Origin of the sequence: Dyadobacter chenwenxiniae (assembly GCF_022869785.1) — a bacterium.
In the GTDB taxonomy this organism is placed as follows: Bacteria; Bacteroidota; Bacteroidia; order Cytophagales; family Spirosomataceae; genus Dyadobacter; species Dyadobacter chenwenxiniae.
The window spans coordinates 3,276,946-3,294,372 of record NZ_CP094997.1 but is presented as its reverse complement, the minus strand read 5'-3'; the positions used below and the strand labels follow the sequence as shown (position 1 = coordinate 3,294,372).

Genomic DNA, 17,427 nt, shown 5'->3' with positions numbered 1-17,427 from the left:
AAATCACACAAACCGTGCGCTATCGCACGGTTTTTTATTTGTATTTCGAATGTAAGTATTTGATTGTGAGTATTTTATATGTTGGCATAAAAATGGATAACTAATAAGCACATTAGCCATGAAACAGATCAACCTTCAAACAAATCACAATGGATCGGGAAGTTGCGCCGGACTACATTAAAACCACAAGGAACCGGCGATGGCTGTTCATCGCACTGGGCATTATCTTAACGGCAACCTTGCTTTACTTTTTTCGGAAATCGCTTGGCAGTACATTGGAAAGTGCCAGGATCCGTACGGCGACGGTTGAGAAAGGGAATGTTGAAAACACATTAACCGCCTCAGGAGAAGTCATTCCGGCTTATGAGCAAATTTTCACGAGCCCCATCCGTGCGAGCATTAAGCGCATTTTGTTAACGCCCGGAACACAGGTGAAACCAGGCCAGGCCATCGTTGAGCTGGACAAATCGCTTACTGAGATCGAATCCGAACGCTATGAAGATCAACTGAAATTGAAGCAAAACAGCATTGAGCAGTTGCGGATGAAGTTGAACAAAGACCTTTACGACGCAGAAATCAATGACCGGATCAAGTCGCTGAACATTAATAAGCTCCGGGCCGATTTTGAAGATGCCAAAAGACTTCAAAAAGTAGGAGGGGGCACGGCGGAAGACATTACCCGGGCGGAAAATGCACTGAAAATTGCGGAACTGGAAAAACAGCAGTTGGAAAACGACTTGAAATACAACCGCGAATCCATGGGTGCAAGTTTGAAAGAGACCGAACTGGGCGCACAGATCGAAAGCAAAAATTTAAAGGAATTGCAGCATAAGCTGAGAATGGCCAACATTGTGGCTGACAGGAAAGGGGTTTTGACCTGGGTTAACGAGAACATTGGATCGTCGGTGAACGAAGGCGAGATGCTGGCGAAAGTGGCGGATCTGGGTAGTTTCCGGGTGGAAGGAAGCTGCTCGGACATTTATGCAGATCAGGTGAAAGCGGGCCTTAATGTGATTATTAAACTGAATGAGGTGATTCTGCGTGGCGTTATTACCCAGGTAAAACCGGCGGTAAAAGATGGCGTGATCGGGTTTGTGATTCAGTTGGAAAATGCTAAGAGTGAGTCGCTCAGGCCCAACATGAAGGTAGAAGTTTATGTGGTGACGAGCAGTAGTTCCAATACGCTGCGTGTGGCGAATGGTCCGGCGTTTACTGGGAAGAAAAAACAGTTTGTTTATGTTTTGAAGGATAATAAAGCACTGCGCAGAGAAGTGGAAACCGGTCTCTCCAATTTCGACTTTATTGAAATTAAAAGCGGTTTGGAAGTGGGTGAGAAGGTGATCCTGACGGATTTGAATGATTACGAGCATTTAGAGGAAATATCAATTCAATGAATGCTATGAAAAACCTCTGCACATTCATCTTCGCCTTTTTTATCACTTTCCCTGTTTTTGCGCAACTGCGGAAGTTGTCCTTGCAGGAGGTTGTATCCGCTGCCAGGGACCAATCCATTGATTCCAAGCAAGCTGTTACTGCCCGGAAAACCAATTATTGGCAATACCGCTCGTTCCAGGCAGATTATAAACCGCAATTGAGCCTGAACGGCACAATCCCGGGTTTTACAAGATCTTACATTGAGGTAAGGCAGCCGGACGGGACAATTTCTTTCGAGCAGGTTTCAAATAATAATTCTTTGCTGAATTTGTCTCTGAGTCAGAGCATTGCACTTACCGGTGGCACGGTTTACGTGCAGCAGCAGACGCAGCGTTTTGATGATTTTGCCAGAGATAACACGCGCTACAATGGTGTTCCGTTTGAGATTGGCATAACCCAGCCGCTTTTCCGGTTGAACACATTGAAATGGGACCGGAAAATCCAGCCATTGAAATACCAGGAAGGTAATCAGCAGTTTATTCAGTCCCTGGAACAGGTTGCGCTGGATGCAACGGGTTATTATTTCGAGCTGCTGGTCGCGCAGGTCAATTTGCAGATTGCGGAAAAGAACCGGAGTAATAATGATACGCTTTACAAGATCGCGCAGCAAAAACTGGCTTTGGGCAAAATCTCTCAAAATGACCTTTTGCAACTCCAAATGGGACTTTTGACTGCGCAAAAGGATCTTGCATCCGCACAGCAAGCCACCGCTGTGGCCTCTCTGAAACTGAAAATGTACATGGGTTCCAGGGATGAAAGAGGGCTTGAACTTGAAATTCCATTGGAAGCAGCAGAATTTGCCATTAACACGCAACTTGCATTGGATGAGGCATTTGCAAATCGTTCCGCAGCTGTTGGCTTCCGGCGGAAATTGCTCGAAGCCGAGCGTGAAGTGCAGTTCGCAAAAAAGGAAAACGGCCTGAATGCTTCATTAAACGCAACTTTCGGATTGTCAAACCAGGGCTCCCGGCCTTCGGACGTGTACAGAAGCCCTCAGGATCGTGAGTTTGTAGAGCTGCAATTCACATTGCCGATCATGACCTGGGGCCGCAACAAGGCGCGGACAGAAGTGGCAAAGGCGAATCAGGAATTTGCGCAACAGTCGGTGGAGCAGGAGAAGCTGACGTTTGAGCAGGAGATTTTTACACAGGTTACCCTTTTACAAATGTTACAAAAACAGGTTAAACTCACCAAATTGGCCGATAACATCGCTGCGGACCGCTACCAGATCGCCAAAGAAAGGTTTATACTGAGCAACCTCAGCGTAACGGACCTGGGCATCGCAACCCAGGAAAAAGACATCGCCAGAAGGGATTATATTTTAGCATTAAGGGACTACTGGCAATCCTATTACAGCCTAAGAATCCTGACATTATATGATTTCGAACAAAACAAAAAAATAACATATTAGCAATCTGGCTGTCGGCAATCAGCATTCAGCGCTAAGGGACCCGCTCAGTCAGTCATTCAGTCATTCAAAATTACGAACCGCCATGATCAAACTCGAAAACGTTGAAAAAGTCTACCGCACCAGCGCCATTGAGACATTAGCACTCAACAACATTAATATCAATGTCAAAAAGGGCGAATTCGTCTCCATTATGGGGCCCTCGGGCTGCGGGAAGAGCACATTACTGAACATTATGGGCCTCCTGGACACGCCCAGCAAAGGCTATATTGAAATCGATGGAAGCAAGGTCGAAAAGTACACCGACAAGTCGTTAGCACATTTGCGTAACCAAAAGCTAGGTTTCATTTTCCAAAGCTTCCACCTGATCAATGATCTATCGGTGATAGATAATGTTGAAATCCCACTTCTATACCGCAGCAGTTCCTCAAAAGAACGCCGCGAACTGGCGCAGGAAGCATTGGAAAAAGTGGGCCTGAGCAACCGGATGAAACATTTTCCCAAACAACTTTCGGGAGGACAAAAGCAGCGCGTAGCCATAGCCAGGGCCATTGTCGGCAAGCCGGAGATCATTCTGGCCGACGAACCAACCGGAAACCTGGACAGTGCAATGGGCAACGAAATCCTGAGCATTCTGCAAAACCTGAATGAAGGAGGCGCCACCATCGTCATGGTAACCCACGATGACGCCATGGCAAAACGCACGCACAGGTTGATCCGCCTGTTTGATGGCACGCAGGTTTTTTAATTTTGAATGAGTGAATGACTGAATGTGTGGCTAGTTCAGCATAATGAATATTAATTATTCAACGCATAGGCACCCGTTCATTCAGCACATCGGCGCCCGCTCATTCATTCAATCATTCAGTCATTCAAAATTGGCACACATTCAGTCATTCAGTCATTCACTCATTCACTCATTCACTCATTCAATCAATGAACACATGCTTCTAAACTATATCAAAATCGCCTGGAAAGTATTATTAAGGCATCCTTTTTATACATTTATCACGCTCTTTGGCATCAGCCTTACGCTTACGGTGTTGATGGTGCTGACTTCTTTCCTGGATCATTTGTTCGGGACGCATTACCCGGAAGTCAACCGCAGCCGTTCATTGTACATTGCCACGGTTATCCAAACCGATTCCGCCCGCAACTCCATGTCTTCCGGGCCCGCGACTTTTAACTTTTTGACCAAGCATGCCAAGTCATTAAAATCGGCAGATAAGGTCGCTATAATGTCCAATTTTAGTTTTTCTAATACTTATGTAAATGGTAAAAGGATCAAACTAAACACCAAATACACGGACGCGGAGTTTTGGGATGTGATGGGTTTTCAGTTCCTGGAAGGAAAGCCGTATAACGATAATAACATTAAGAATGCGGATCACGTGGCCGTTATTACGGATGCGCTTCGGGACCAGTATTTTGACACGGGTGGCAACGCTGTCGTTGGTCGGAATATTGAAATTGAGAATATCAACTACCGGGTGATCGGCGTGGTGAAAGGCAGTCCTCCCACCCGCCTTTACAGTTATTCGGATATTTATTTTCCATACACGGCGCCTAAAAGTAATTACCAAAACAAAGGAATGCGTGGCAGCTACATTGCGATCGTTACAGCGAAAAATGCCTCTGATATGCCCGCAATCCAATCGGAATTTGACAGCAACATTTCCCGAATCCCTTATTCCGAGATTCATACGGATAAAAATCTGACTGTTCTGGAAGTGAAAGCGGATCAATACTTTGATCATTTCGTCAACACTTTTGCGCGGAGTAGCACGCAGCGGTTTTTGTTTTACACGGTGGTAAGTTTTGTGATCCTGATGTTTATGGGGCTGCCTGCCATTAATCTGGTCAATGTTAATGTCAGCCGGATTTTGGAGAGGGCTTCGGAAATAGGTGTGAGAAAAGCTTTTGGTGCGCCTTCTGCCGCATTGCTCTGGCAGTTTATCATCGAAAATATCTTCATTACATTCATCGGCGGCGCATTTGCACTGGCACTTTCCTGCCTGATCATTTACCTCATCAATGCCAGCGGCTGGATCGCCTACGCGGACCTCACGATCAATCTGCCCGTGTTTGTCATCAGCCTCGGCGTCTGCCTGGTTTTCGGCTTGCTTTCCGGTGTGTTACCCGCTTTCAGAATGTCCAGGTTAAAAATCGTAGACGCACTTAAAGCTTAATGTTGAATAAGTGAATGACTGAATGATTGAATGTAAATATTGACTATCGCTCTCATTCCTAAATCATTCAACTCAAAGACGCACCTTTCTATTCAGTCATTCAATCATTCACTCATTCAGCGCATCGGCGCCCGCTCATTCACTCATTCAATCATTCACTCATTCAATCATTCAACCCATGCTCCAACACCTATTCAAACTAATATGGAACAAAAAAGGCACCCACTCGCTACTGATTATCGAGATTTTGGCGTCCTTTCTGGTGCTTTTCGGTGTGCTTTCGCTGATTGTTTTTAATGTGAGGAATTTTTTGCAACCCATTGGTTTTGAGTATGAACAGGTCTGGAATCTGGATTTGGCCAGCAATCAGGACACTGTGGAAGTGTCCGGTAAGCTGGCGAACGTCATGCAGCGGATCAGGTCGTACAAAGAGGTGGAAACGGCTACAAGGACGAGCAGTAACACGCCCTTTTCAGCGAATCAAATCGGGAATTCAATCACTTATAACAAGGTTACAGTCGGCGGCGATTTTTATTACACGGATCAGGATTTCAGTAAAACACTCGATCTGCCGCTGACGAAAGGTCGCTGGTACAGTGAAGGTGACCGAGTGGCGAAATTTATACCGATTGTCATCAATAAGAAGATGGAAGACAAGCTCTTTTTAAACGAAACATCATTGAATAAGGTGATCAAAATCGACGATAAGAGTTCTTTCAAAGTTGTGGGCGTGGTAGATAACTTCAAAGCCAAAGGCGAATTTATGTCAAACAATCCTGCCCTTTTTGAAATGATCGCTAAGGATGACAGCTGGAACACGAATGTGCTGATTAAGACCAAGCGCGGCACCGACGCCAATTTTGAAGCAAAACTTGTAAAGGATATCGCGATAATGTTGCCAGGATGGGGAATTGAGGTAAGTTATCTGAAAGAGTCACGTCTCAATCGGCACAACCTTACTCTCGTTCCTGTTATCATATTTTTGATTGTCAGCGGATTTCTGCTAACCAACGTTGCCCTTGGGCTTTTTGGCGTGCTTAATCTCAACATTGCGCGCAGGAAAAACGAGATTGGACTTCGCCGGGCGATGGGTGCGACAGAAGCCAGGGTTACCATTCAGTTTTTGGGAGAAATATGGGTAATTGCGACTTTTAGTCTTATTATCGGATTGCTTTTCGCCGTCCAGTTTCCGCTGATGAACGTATTTGATCTGGATAGTGGAATTTATATCACTTCAATTTTCGCATCCATTGCCGTAATTTACATCATCGTTACCCTTTGCGCCTGGCTCCCGAGCAAGCAAGCGTCCCGGATCCACCCGGCGGTGGCGTTGCATGAGGAGTGAGGCCTAATTAAACTAATGTGTAACTTGCATTAAGTGAAATTCGTTAGAAATTAAATGATAAATAAAATGGAAACGAAATCTCTTTCAAATTTACAGCTAGAATTGCTGAAAGTTTATTCCAGGCAAATTGAGGATGAGGATGTAATTGCAATCCGCAAAATGCTCGCTACATATTTTGCAGAAAAAGCCATACGGATGGCCGACGAAGCTTGGGTGGAAAATGGATGGAAATCCGTTGATACTCAACGTCTGTCACAGGAACACAACCGAACATCAACAGGGCTTTGAAGGTTGTAATTGATACCAACCTTTTGTGGGTTTCCATATCCAGCCGATCTTCCTCCCATTGGATTTTTCAAAATATCTTGGGAGGTAATTTGACCTTATGTGTCACGAATGAGATCCTTGAAGAATACGCAGAAATCATTGACAGGAAGCTAGGGCATGCCGTATCGGAGGCGGTGCTGAGTACTTTTGACAATTTACCTAATATCGAGTATGTCACACGTCATTTCAGGTGGTTCGCAGTGAAATCAGATCCTGACGATGATAAATTCGTTGACTGCTGTGTTGCTTCCGGAGCCGTTTGCATTGTAACTGAGGACAACCATTTCAATGTCGTGAAGACATTGGAGTTTCCCAAAGTCCTGGTGATGAGTTTGTCGGAGTTTGAGCAATTTTTTAACACTGAAAAGTAAGGTTGCACATGCTCCTAATAGTTGACGATGATTTAGCGATTCGTACTTCCTTGATCCTGCTGCTTAAAAAAGAGGGGTTTGAGGTGAGAGGCGTGGGTTCGCCGAACGAAACTTTTGATATTTTAAAAACGGTGACGCCGGAGCTGATCCTGCTCGACCTGAACTTCTCCATTGAAACTTCGGGAAAAGAGGGAATGCAGCTTTTGCAACAGATCAAAAAGCGTTACCCGGTCATTCCGGTGATTCTGATCACAGGCTGGGGCACTATTGATCTGGCTGTGAAAGGAATGAAGGAAGGCGCTATTGATTTTATTACAAAACCCTGGCAGAATGATTATGTGCTGCAATCGGTAAGGACAATACTGAATTTGTCCGAAACATTGCCCCTGTCAGGAAGCAGGAAGAAGCTTGAACAACAATATCATTTTGAAAATATTGTAGGGCAAGACCCCAAGCTGCTTGATATACTGGAAACGGTCGGCCGCGTTGCCTCCACGGATGCCGCCGTGCTCATAACGGGCGAAAGCGGCACGGGCAAGGAGCTGATCGCCGAGGCGATTCACATGAACAGCAAACGTAGGTCGCGGCCCTTTGTGAAGGTGAATCTCGGCGGGATTTCGTCTACATTGTTTGAAAGTGAGCTTTTCGGCCACGTCCGGGGTGCTTTTACGGATGCCAAGACGGATCGTTTAGGCCGCTTTGAAATGGCGCATAAGGGGTCTATTTTTCTGGATGAAATAGGAGAACTGGATTTATCAAGTCAGGTGAAATTATTGCGTGTGTTGCAGGAACGCACTTTTGAGCCGCTGGGAAGCAGTAAAAGCCGGACGGTTGATGTGCGCGTGATCTGTGCCACAAACCGGAATCTGGAAGAAATGGTCGCACAGGGGACATTTCGCGAAGATCTTTATTACCGCATTAATTTGATCACGGTTAAGCTGCCGGCGCTTCGGGAAAGGCCGGATGACATTCCGCTGCTGTCTGAATTTTTTGTTAACAACCTCAAAATCATTTACCAACGCCCCAATCTGCGCCTGACTCCGGCCGCGATGAAATGGGTACGAACGTTGCAGCTGCAGGGAAATATTCGCCAACTGAAAAATTTGGTAGAGCGCACTGTGCTGCTCGCTGGCTCCGACACGCTGGACATTGTTGATTTACAACGAAATGTGAGCGGAGGTGTGCAGCCATCGGCACAAAAAAGTCTTCCCGAAGTGGGGGCGATCACTCTGGAAGAAATGGAATATCAGATGATCACGAAGGCCATGCAGTTTCATCAAAACAAAGTCAGTAAAGTGGCCAGATCGCTTGGAATCACACGTTTTGCCCTTTACAGGAGGTTGGAAAAATATGGTATTTCCTACGAATCGGAGGACGCATGAGACTATCTACGAAGGCCAAATACATCCTTTATATACTGGTTTTGCACATTGTCCTGATCTTTCTGGTTTACAAAATTCTATATCAGGATAAAGTTCTTTTCATTGGTTCTGAGGTGTTTCTGCTGCTTTCTGCTATCGTTTCCATTCAGATTTACCGAAATTTTATGCAACCTATCCAATTTGTGAAATCGGGCATTGAGGCCATTAAGGACAAAGATTTTTCCATCAAATTCGTTCCGACGGGAAAAGGCGAGGTCGATACGTTAATTGAAGTGTATAATCTGATGATAGACCAGCTTAGAGAAGAGCGCACGCGCTTGCATGAGCAGCATTTTTTTCTCGAAAAACTGATCGCCGCATCGCCCATTTCCATCATCATCCTCGATTTTGATGAACGGATCGATTCCTTTAATGTGAAAGCGAAGGAATATTTCAAAGATGAAGCAGCCGGTTTAAAGGGACTTTTGTTGCAGGAAACAAATAATCCATTGCTGATGGAACTGGCCGCAATCCAGGATGGGGAATCAAAAATTGTCAAAACCAATGGCGTGGTTACATTCAAAATACAGCGCTCCCATTTCATGGATCAGGGCTTCCGCCGCTCTTTCCTGATGATCGAAGAGCTTACCAATGAGATACTTGAATCGGAAAAGAATGCATATGGCAAGGTGATCCGCATGATGGCGCACGAGGTCAACAACACGTTGGGCGCCACAGACTCCATTTTGCAGACGACTACAAATATTCTTTCGGATGATTCGTATACAGATCTGCGGGAAGCACTTGTAATCGCCTCTGAGCGCAACCAACGGCTCACGAAATTCATGCGTAATTTTGCAGACGTGGTTCGGCTCCCGGCACCAGTGGCCGTTTCCGCGAATGTAAACAAGTTCATTAAAGATGTTGCCGTTTTCATGGAGCCCGCGGCTGTCAATCGCGGCGTCTCAATCAGGACATTACTGCCGGAAGATGCAATCTCCAAAAACATTGATATAGGGCAAATGGAGCATGTGCTGGTTAATGTTGTAAAAAATGCCATTGAGGCATGTAACCCTGGCAACGAAATCAGGATCGAGGTTTCGGAAAACGATTTAACCATTAAAAACAACGGAAATCCCATCGAAGCGAAAGTAGGCGCACAACTATTCAACCCATTTTTCAGCACCAAACACGACGGCCAGGGCATAGGCCTGACATTAACACGCGAAATCCTGATCAACCACGGATTTTCTTTCTCCCTGCAGACCCATGCGGATGGCTGGACTGTATTCCGGATTGAGATGTAAGAGGGGATTAATGTTCGTATATACCAAATCAAATCCTCCGAACCCGGATTGCAAAAGCATTTGCTGGGTTAGCGACCATAATTTGCTTTATATCCGCGTCGCTGAATCCTTTGGATTTCAGTAGGGGTAATAATTGATCCGAAATAGTAGTGAAGCCTCGAAACTCGCCGCCGTTCGGTTCGCCAGGGCGATACCAGCCTGCGTCGTGGGAAATAAGGACTTGTTTGATCAAACCTTCTTGTTTTAAAAACAGGATCAGCGCAGCATTTTGTTCAACATTATCTTCATTAACACCGTCCAAACTGATCCAGCAGCCACTTTTTCCAATTTTTTGAAATTCATCATGACTCCCATTCGCGTGTACCCAAACAAACGCGGCAGGACTGACGCCGCACTGTTGCAGAATCTCTATTTCCTGTTGGGCTGGAAGTGCAGGCCCTGTGTGCGAACAAATGGTGAGGCCGGTTTTTAAATGCGTAAGCGCCGCCGCTTTGATCAATTTCTGATGAATTTCAGAGAGTGGCCCGCCATTGACACCGGTTTTGATAAAGCCTGGTTTGATCATCGTTCCCTCGATGCCATTTTCAAATTCGTTAATCCAGCGTTTGGAAAGTTGCTCTGCTGTTTCTGTAAAAGCAAATGCAGGTAAATATTTGTTATCAGAAGCACCGTAATAACCCGTATTTGTCAGGATGTTCAATCCGGATTTTTCGGATAGCTTTTGAAGTAATAACACATCCCGACCAATGTAGGCGGGCGTACATTCCACAAAACTCTTAATGCCGAGTTTTTTAATTTCTAACAAATATGGAAGCACTTTTGCTATAACTTCTTCATGTTTCCACCGATCCGCTGAAATCTTATCAGCTCCAATAAAATCAACCAGGACATGCTCATGAATAAGCGTCACGCCGAGGTCGGAAGCATTAATTCTTCCCTTAACACTATTGATAAATGGTTTTTCAAAACGAAATTTAACCAAAAGCGGCAAACTAGCGCATGCAGCAATGAATTGCCTTCGCGAGAATGTGGTGATTGGTGATTTAGTGTCTAGTGCTTCCATCGGTATGAAGTCTTAAGTCCGATCCTTCATATGAAAGCGCTTTATCCCCCATTTGTCGGCAGAATTGAAAAAATGACTCATTATCGATCATCATCTGTCTAAGTCTTTCAACGGGCGGTTTTGAAAGCCACAGGTTCGTTTGCAATTCCTTGATATGTTTGGGAGTATCATTCATGTCGCAAAAGGTTGAAGGTTTTGAGGTTAAGTGTATAAATCCACCTTTTTATATATGCCCAGTCAAGGCTTTTCAGCTCGGATAAGTTCCTGATGTCCTCCGACTGAATCCCTGATTGAAGATCCTGAATCCAGATTAACTTAGAAATAAGCAGATCTTCGGGAGTTACGACGTAAATGCTTTTCCCAAAATAGTCCAGCTTCGTTTTCCTTTCAAATTCATGCTTACGAAATGTGTCGTTTTTTAAAACTATGAAGTCGGCCTTATATCCAGACTGATGATCGATGATATTAAACATGCCATGATTGACTACGGCCTCCATAACAGACTCTTTATTGCAATAATAGCCGTTTTCAAAATTGCTCGCAAAGACATCAACGTCCTTCGGCAATAGGTGTATAACAAAATCGAAATCTCTGGTCGCTCTTGGTACAATATACAAACTCATAGCAACGCTGCCCGAGAGCATGTATGGAATGTTCTTGCTGTTAAGTACTTCAATTATCTTATCGAAGAAAAGAATCATAGCTAACGGTTATTTCAAGGAACTGTCCTTCACAAATTAAGATCCCAGCCGGATTTTGCGTCGAAATATGCCCCTAATCTACTCAATCAAAATAAAAGGCGTTGGGCTGAATGAGATGATAAAGATAATCAATGCGCAGATTCCCAGGATGATGCGCGGGGCGTCGAGGGGTTCGTTTTCGTCGGTGTCGGGATGGCGGATGCCCAGGAAGCGGCCTAAGATGAAAATGAATGGTAAGAAACCGGTTGAACCCTGCCAATCGGGGCGGATGTAGGAGACTGCGAACTGGCCCACGACAACAATTAAGCTTAGCATCAAGCCAGTCATCGGACTGTCGCTCGCCCTTTTGAAACAGATATAAAGAAAATAAATGTAGATCGCCAGATAGAAGAAACGCTCGTAGAAAATGGCATTGCTTCCTGTTGCAAATGATTCGGCTGTAAAGAGTCCCAACCCTGCGTAAAACGCGAAAAATCCAAAAAGGATCGGCGCTACAACGTCAAACCTTCTTTTGCCGATTAAGCCGTAAAGAATGTGTCCGCCATCGAGCTGGCCGATTGGAATGAGGTTGAGCGAAGTGAAGAAAAGCGCCAGATATCCTGCAAAAATGTATGGATAATGGATCATTTCGTAGGCATGCGGCAAGCGAGCCGGGTCAGCGACGTAGGTTTTAAACATCCAGAACAGTATGTTATCGCCTAATGCAATGTTCCCGGACGCATTTTCATAAGCAAATTGCGGATAACTTAAACCGAAACGCGCATATTCGGGATGAATGGAAAAGATATACTCTGGCGGAGGCAAATGCGTAAAGCCATACCAGAGAACTGCCAAAGCAGCAATGAAACCAGCAAGCGGACCGGCAATGCCGATATCAAAAAATTTCAAGCGTGAACGCACGACCGACTTGATCCGGATAAACGCACCCATCGTCCCAATGCTGTTTGATATACCAAACCAAAGGGGAATGTAGTAGGGAAGTGTAACCTTAACCTGATGCATTCTGGCGACAAAGTAATGTCCGAACTCATGAATGGTCAGAATGGCAAGGAATGGAATGGAAAATTGGAAGCCTTGCAGGAATTGAGGCCAGCCTAGCAACTTCACAGTTTCGTCGGTGACTGGTTTTTCGGCACCCTTGCCCATCAGGAGATAGGCGAAGTCATATACGAAAGAAAAAATATTACCATACATCCATTCTGCACCCGCCATCGTGGTGGTAATGACCGTCAAAATAAAAAGAACCGCCTGGATAATGTAGGTGCGTGTGCTAGACTGCATAGTCTTTGAGATATTCCAAAATGGTTACAGGTTTCTGGACGTGGATAGTGTCGATTCCCAATTTTGACGCTGCTTCAATGTTGGCAAGGTTATCGTCCAGGAAAAGTGTTTCTGTTGCTTCGAGACCGGCTTGTTCCAGCACTTTTTGGTAAATTTTCGGATCAGGCTTCATCAAACCCATTTCATAAGAAAGAAAAACGGTCTCGAAAAGATCATCCAGTCTTTTAATGCCGGTCGACGCTTCAAGGATTTTATTGACTTGCGTAATGTGGATAGAGCTGGTGTTGCTCAGTAAAAACAGGCGATAATTTTTGGCAAGATTTTGAAGCAGCTCAACGCGCTCGGGAGGAAGATCGAGCAGGAGGCTGTTCCAGGCAGTATCAATGGCTTCATCGGAGAGGTCGGAGAAGTCGAGGATTTTTCTGACATAATTTCGAAAACCGGCCTCATCCAGCTCACCGGTTTCGAATTGCCTGAAAAGCGCGTTTTTGCTAAATAATTCTAGGATTTCAGCTTGTTCCCTGCCGCTTAGTTCTGCAAACGACTTTGATGCAACAGGCACATCAATGTTTAGAATTACGTCGCCGAGGTCGAAAATGATATTTTTTATTTTGCTGTTCTTCATTGTTCCGGTTATTCAACAACTACACCCATTGCACAGAATTTCTCAATGCGCTGGTCAATCCTGTCTTGCTGCTCGATCGCCGCGAGTTCACTAATATTTTCCAGAATTACCCTTTTAAGCTCTTCGGCCATCCAGTTATGATCCAGATGTGCGCCGCCAAGTGGTTCGGAAATGATGCCGTCGATCAGCTTGTTCTTCTTCATATCCTTGGCTGTGATTTTCATCGCTTCGGCTGCCTGTTCTTTGAAATCCCAGCTTCTCCAAAGGATCGCCGAACAGTTTTCGGGGGAAATAACGGAGTACCAGGTGTTCTCCAACATTAAAACCCGGTCGCCGATCGCAATTCCTAATGCTCCGCCCGATGCCCCTTCGCCGATCACAATACAGATCACGGGCACTTTCAGCATGAACATTTCTTTCAGGTTACGCGCAATGGCCTCACCCTGACCACGTTCCTCAGCCTCCATACCAGGAAATGCGCCCGGAGTGTCAATAAGCGTAACAATAGGTTTATTGAATTTTTCAGCCAGTTTCATCAGGCGTAAGGCCTTACGATAGCCTTCCGGATTGGGCATGCCAAAGTTCCGGTGCTGTCTTTGCTTGGTATTCCGGCCTTTTTGCTGACCTATGAGCATAAAAGATTGCCCGCCGACATTGGCAAGTCCGCCAATAATTGCCGGATCGTCCCGAACCTGGCGGTCTCCATGCAATTCAATGAACTCGTCGCAGATCAGCTCAATGTAGTCGAGCGTGTACGGACGGTCCGGATGGCGTGAAAGCTGCACACGCTGCCAGCGCGTAAGGTTCTCAAATATTTCCTTTCGAAGATCTGTTATATTGTTTTCCAGTAAGGAAATGGCGCCGGAAAAATCCACATTGTTATTCTGCGCCAGTGTTTTCATTTCTTCGAGCTTGCGTTCGAGCTCGGCCATAGGTTTTTCGAAATCCAGGTATGTTCTCATATTCAGGTTCTGGTTTGGTTGGCAACGGGGCGGGTTAAAGTTCGTAAGTGTGTCCCCTCAATGGTATTTCTACCGATTTATAGCCATTTTCTTGAATTTTACTTTGAAAATCAGCCATGCTTTGCTGCTCTCCATGCACCAGAAAAATACCTTTCAGTTTTTCCGGGTCTTGTATTTTAATGAATTTCAATAAATCGTTCTGATCTCCGTGGCCGCTAAATACGTCAATTTTTTCAATATTAGCCAAGACCGGCAACTGCTTTCCACGAATTGAAATCGTGTCCTGTCCATTCAAAAGCCGCCATCCCAGCGTGCCCTCCGAAGCATAACCGATCATCAGGATCGTGGCATATGGGTTGCCAATGTTAGCCTCCACGTGCTGCTCCACGCGACCACCCTGCACCATCCCCGAAGATGAGATGATAATGCAAGGCTCATTGTAATTGGAAACGGCCTTGCTGGCATCGGAGCTTTCCAGATAGATGAGGTTATCAAAATCAAAAAGCATATCATTATCATCCTGAAAAGTCCGCGCCTCCTTGTTCAGCATGCGCACATGGCGCTGGTAGACTTTCGTGCTGCTATGCGCGAGCGGGCTGTCAGAAAATACCTTTAAATAAGGAAAGGAATGATCCATATAGATCTTGTTCAATGTATAAAGGAGCGCTTGCGTGCGTCCCACACTGAAAGAAGGGATAATTAACCGGCCCGGAATGTCGATGCAAGTCCTTTTGATCACATCCGCGAGTGCTTCAACAGGCGAGCCCTGGTCTTCATGCAGGCGGTTTCCATAAGTCGATTCGCAAATAAGATAATCCACTTGCGGGATTTCCTGTGGATCAATCAGCAACGGATAATTGCTACGGCCAATGTCTCCTGAGAAGCAGATGCGCTTCTTCTGGCCATCCTCATAAACTTCCAGCACGATATGCGCAGCACCCAGCAAGTGCCCGGCCGCGTAAAAAACAATCGTGACGTTATCTGCAATGCGGTAGCGCTGGCCAAAAGCAACCGGCACGAAGTTGTCCAATGCCTCATTTACGTTCTTTTCAACGAAATAATCCATAGGGACTTCTTTCTTTTTCTTGCCCCTTTTCTTCGAAGAGCCATTCATACGCGCATTCAGGCGCTTCTGGTGCAGGTTGGCGGCGTCTTTTAAAAGCAGTGAAGTGAGCGCTAATGTAGGCTCCGTACACACAACTCTCCCTTCAAATCCATATTTATATAAATTTGGAATGTTGCCCGAATGGTCAATGTGAGCGTGTGTTAAAAGTACTGTGTTGATCAAACTCGCATCAAATGGGAATACACTTTTTTGCTCCTCATACCTGGTTTTTCTACCTATCTCGTCTAAGTCAAAGTCAGAGCCGCAGTCAATTAAAATTCGGTAATCGTCTGTTTCTAAAAGAAACATGCTACCTGTCACCTGCTGCGCAGCTCCCCAAAATGTCAATTTCATACGTTGGAAATGGGGTGTATCTTACAAAAGTACCAAAAACCGGCTGAGATTCGGAGATTACTTACTAGTTTAGATTTGCTATCTTCTCATTCTGTGCGAATGTCACTCTGCTAAACTAATATGAAATTCGGCCTGTTTTTGGTTTTTCTTTCTTTCTGTTTTAATGTAAATGCCCAAACTATCGACAGTATTGCGCTCAATAACCTCCGCGATGCCGTGCTGGAACTCGAAAACAGCGAACTGATGCGAAGCGGTTCCCTGTCTGTCAGTGTAAAGAAAGTGAAAGATGCCACGAATGTCTTTGCATTGAATACAGAACGCTCGCTACCATCCGCTTCCACTTTAAAATTGGTCTCCACGGCAACCGCGCTGGCTGTTTTCGGCGGTGATTTTAAGTTTCAAACATTCCTGGAACACGATGGCGTAATAAGAAATGATACATTAGTCGGCAATTTATACATTCACGGAACCGGTGATCCCTCTTTGGGGAGCGATCGCTTTAAGGGGTATCCGACAGGGATTGAGTTGATTAACCGTTGGACAGCGGCAGTCAAGAAAAAGGGAATTCGTTATGTTAAAGGGAAAGTCATCGCCGATGCGTCGTTTTTTGATACAGAAACCATTGCCAGTACGTGGATCTGGGGCGATATAGGCAATTATTATGGCGCAGGCGTTTCAGGGCTGAATTTTAATGAAAACTTGTATAAGATTAAATTTAAACCCGGCGCCGACTTCGGCGATCCAACCACTTTCCTGGGCATTGAGCCCGCGATTCCTTATCTGACATTCACAAACCAGGTTACCACGGGAGAAAGAGGCTCGGGCGATCAAACTATTGTTTATAGCAGTCCATTAGGCAATGCAGCAGTACTTACGGGCACGATTCCAACCGGTTCTGCTGTATTTTCCGTTAAAGGTTCTATTCCTAATCCAGCCGAATATGTGGCGTTTGCTTTGAAAACCAGCTTGATGAATGGAGCAGTGGGAATAGGAGAGAGCACCGTGCCGCAACCCGGAATGCCCATCGCCTCCGCCAATCCCAAAACAGTTCTCGACCAATACGATTCGCCGCCATTACGCGACCTGTGCCAGCAAACCAATTTCTGGAGCATTAACCTGTATGCAGATGCGCTCTTTAAACAGGCTGGAAAACGACTTGCAGGTAAGTCGGCATTCGACGAGTCTGCCAAGGCTATCACTGCTTACTGGTCAGGTAAGAATGCGGATTTGCGGGGGTTTTATATCAAAGATGGCAGTGGCTTGTCACCATCCGGGTCCATCACAACGCATAGCCTGACAGATATTTTGAATGTGGTGAATAGGGATGCCAGTTTCAATGATTTCTATAAAAGTATTGCTGTCCTCGGCCTTAATGGCACTGTAAGGAACCTTGGGAAAGGCACAAAAGCGGCTGGAAATATGCATGTCAAGAGCGGGTCCATTGAAGGGACCCGCGCTTATGCCGGTTATGTTACGTCAAAGTCAGGCTCATTGCTCAGCTTTTCCATTATTGCGCACAAATACATGCCGGGCAGTAACCGTGTCATCACCGATTCTCTGGTGAGGATCATGACACTCATGGCCGAATTATGAT

General features: G+C 45.5%; 16 protein-coding genes. 10 read left to right on the top strand and 6 right to left on the bottom strand.

Features of this window, described 5'->3' with window-relative positions:
• The first annotated feature begins 149 nt into the window (after positions 1 to 149).
• The 9 genes from MUK70_RS14095 to MUK70_RS14055 all read left to right on the top strand — a co-directional run bounded on the left by MUK70_RS14095 (position 150) and on the right by MUK70_RS14055 (position 9,742).
• Positions 150 to 1,394, top strand: coding sequence for an efflux RND transporter periplasmic adaptor subunit (locus MUK70_RS14095; protein WP_234653071.1), 1,245 nt, complete (start codon positions 150 to 152; stop codon positions 1,392 to 1,394).
• Between the two features lie 5 nt (positions 1,395 to 1,399).
• Positions 1,400 to 2,845: a TolC family protein gene (locus MUK70_RS14090; protein ID WP_234653069.1), complete on the top strand. Its 1,446-nt coding sequence runs from the start codon at positions 1,400 to 1,402 to the stop codon at positions 2,843 to 2,845.
• Between the two features lie 82 nt (positions 2,846 to 2,927).
• A complete protein-coding gene (locus MUK70_RS14085) occupies positions 2,928 to 3,590 on the top strand; it encodes an ABC transporter ATP-binding protein (RefSeq protein ID WP_234608170.1) in 663 nt (220 codons plus the stop codon).
• Between the two features lie 196 nt (positions 3,591 to 3,786).
• Positions 3,787 to 5,031, top strand: coding sequence for an ABC transporter permease (locus MUK70_RS14080; protein ID WP_234653067.1), 1,245 nt, complete (start codon positions 3,787 to 3,789; stop codon positions 5,029 to 5,031).
• Between the two features lie 178 nt (positions 5,032 to 5,209).
• Positions 5,210 to 6,376, top strand: a complete 1,167-nt coding sequence (locus tag MUK70_RS14075; RefSeq protein ID WP_234653065.1) for an ABC transporter permease — start codon at positions 5,210 to 5,212, stop codon at positions 6,374 to 6,376.
• Between the two features lie 66 nt (positions 6,377 to 6,442).
• Entirely contained in the window at positions 6,443 to 6,664 is a 222-nt protein-coding gene (locus tag MUK70_RS14070) for a DUF8507 family protein (RefSeq protein WP_234608173.1), read from the top strand.
• Positions 6,661 to 7,074 carry a putative toxin-antitoxin system toxin component, PIN family gene (locus tag MUK70_RS14065; RefSeq protein ID WP_234653063.1) on the top strand — a complete coding sequence of 138 codons (414 nt, stop codon included), beginning with the start codon at positions 6,661 to 6,663 and terminating at the stop codon, positions 7,072 to 7,074. Before MUK70_RS14070 ends, MUK70_RS14065 begins: the two co-directional genes overlap by 4 nt.
• Before the next feature lie 8 nt (positions 7,075 to 7,082).
• Positions 7,083 to 8,456 (top strand): sigma-54-dependent transcriptional regulator, encoded by a 1,374-nt coding sequence (locus MUK70_RS14060; RefSeq protein WP_234653061.1) that lies wholly within the window; start codon positions 7,083 to 7,085, stop codon positions 8,454 to 8,456.
• Entirely contained in the window at positions 8,453 to 9,742 is a 1,290-nt protein-coding gene (locus MUK70_RS14055; protein ID WP_234653059.1) for a sensor histidine kinase, read from the top strand. The genes MUK70_RS14060 and MUK70_RS14055 overlap by 4 nt, the downstream gene beginning before the upstream one ends.
• Positions 9,743 to 9,770: 28 nt before the next feature.
• On the opposite strand, the gene MUK70_RS14050 is transcribed toward MUK70_RS14055, so the two are convergent.
• The 6 genes from MUK70_RS14050 to MUK70_RS14025 all read right to left on the bottom strand — a co-directional run bounded on the left by MUK70_RS14050 (position 9,771) and on the right by MUK70_RS14025 (position 15,833).
• Positions 9,771 to 10,805, bottom strand: a complete 1,035-nt coding sequence (locus tag MUK70_RS14050; RefSeq protein WP_234653057.1) for a phosphotriesterase family protein — start codon at positions 10,803 to 10,805, stop codon at positions 9,771 to 9,773.
• A 167-nt stretch (positions 10,806 to 10,972) separates the two neighbouring features.
• On the bottom strand, positions 10,973 to 11,506 hold the full coding sequence (locus tag MUK70_RS14045) for a hypothetical protein (protein WP_234653055.1): 534 nt from the start codon (positions 11,504 to 11,506) through the stop codon (positions 10,973 to 10,975).
• Positions 11,507 to 11,584: 78 nt separating this feature from the next.
• Entirely contained in the window at positions 11,585 to 12,787 is a 1,203-nt protein-coding gene (locus MUK70_RS14040) for a site-2 protease family protein (RefSeq protein ID WP_234653053.1), read from the bottom strand.
• Positions 12,777 to 13,412 (bottom strand): HAD family hydrolase, encoded by a 636-nt coding sequence (locus tag MUK70_RS14035; protein WP_234653051.1) that lies wholly within the window; start codon positions 13,410 to 13,412, stop codon positions 12,777 to 12,779. Before MUK70_RS14035 ends, MUK70_RS14040 begins: the two co-directional genes overlap by 11 nt.
• An 8-nt stretch (positions 13,413 to 13,420) precedes the next feature.
• On the bottom strand, positions 13,421 to 14,374 hold the full coding sequence (locus tag MUK70_RS14030) for an acetyl-CoA carboxylase carboxyltransferase subunit alpha (RefSeq protein WP_234608181.1): 954 nt from the start codon (positions 14,372 to 14,374) through the stop codon (positions 13,421 to 13,423).
• Between the two features lie 34 nt (positions 14,375 to 14,408).
• A complete protein-coding gene (locus MUK70_RS14025) occupies positions 14,409 to 15,833 on the bottom strand; it encodes an MBL fold metallo-hydrolase RNA specificity domain-containing protein (RefSeq protein ID WP_234608182.1) in 1,425 nt (474 codons plus the stop codon).
• Between the two features lie 120 nt (positions 15,834 to 15,953).
• Between MUK70_RS14025 and dacB the strand changes: the two genes are divergently transcribed.
• Positions 15,954 to 17,426 (top strand): D-alanyl-D-alanine carboxypeptidase/D-alanyl-D-alanine endopeptidase, encoded by a 1,473-nt coding sequence (gene dacB / locus MUK70_RS14020; RefSeq protein WP_244784834.1) that lies wholly within the window; start codon positions 15,954 to 15,956, stop codon positions 17,424 to 17,426.
• Position 17,427: the final 1 nt, after the last annotated feature.

Bases quoted from the DNA above. Each gene is read 5' to 3' on its own strand.
- MUK70_RS14050 (WP_234653057.1), bottom strand. From the start codon at position 10,805: ATGGAAGCACTAGACACTAAATCACCAATCACCACATTCTCGCGAAGG.
- MUK70_RS14045 (WP_234653055.1), bottom strand. From the start codon at position 11,506: ATGATTCTTTTCTTCGATAAGATAATTGAAGTACTTAACAGCAAGAAC.
- MUK70_RS14030 (WP_234608181.1), bottom strand. From the start codon at position 14,374: ATGAGAACATACCTGGATTTCGAAAAACCTATGGCCGAGCTCGAACGC.
- MUK70_RS14040 (WP_234653053.1), bottom strand. From the start codon at position 12,787: ATGCAGTCTAGCACACGCACCTACATTATCCAGGCGGTTCTTTTTATT.
- MUK70_RS14090 (WP_234653069.1), top strand. From the start codon at position 1,400: ATGAAAAACCTCTGCACATTCATCTTCGCCTTTTTTATCACTTTCCCT.
- MUK70_RS14085 (WP_234608170.1), top strand. From the start codon at position 2,928: ATGATCAAACTCGAAAACGTTGAAAAAGTCTACCGCACCAGCGCCATT.
- MUK70_RS14075 (WP_234653065.1), top strand. From the start codon at position 5,210: ATGCTCCAACACCTATTCAAACTAATATGGAACAAAAAAGGCACCCAC.
- MUK70_RS14095 (WP_234653071.1), top strand. From the start codon at position 150: ATGGATCGGGAAGTTGCGCCGGACTACATTAAAACCACAAGGAACCGG.
- MUK70_RS14070 (WP_234608173.1), top strand. From the start codon at position 6,443: ATGGAAACGAAATCTCTTTCAAATTTACAGCTAGAATTGCTGAAAGTT.
- MUK70_RS14035 (WP_234653051.1), bottom strand. From the start codon at position 13,412: ATGAAGAACAGCAAAATAAAAAATATCATTTTCGACCTCGGCGACGTA.
- dacB (WP_244784834.1), top strand. From the start codon at position 15,954: ATGAAATTCGGCCTGTTTTTGGTTTTTCTTTCTTTCTGTTTTAATGTA.
- MUK70_RS14060 (WP_234653061.1), top strand. From the start codon at position 7,083: ATGCTCCTAATAGTTGACGATGATTTAGCGATTCGTACTTCCTTGATC.
- MUK70_RS14080 (WP_234653067.1), top strand. From the start codon at position 3,787: ATGCTTCTAAACTATATCAAAATCGCCTGGAAAGTATTATTAAGGCAT.
- MUK70_RS14025 (WP_234608182.1), bottom strand. From the start codon at position 15,833: ATGAAATTGACATTTTGGGGAGCTGCGCAGCAGGTGACAGGTAGCATG.
- MUK70_RS14055 (WP_234653059.1), top strand. From the start codon at position 8,453: ATGAGACTATCTACGAAGGCCAAATACATCCTTTATATACTGGTTTTG.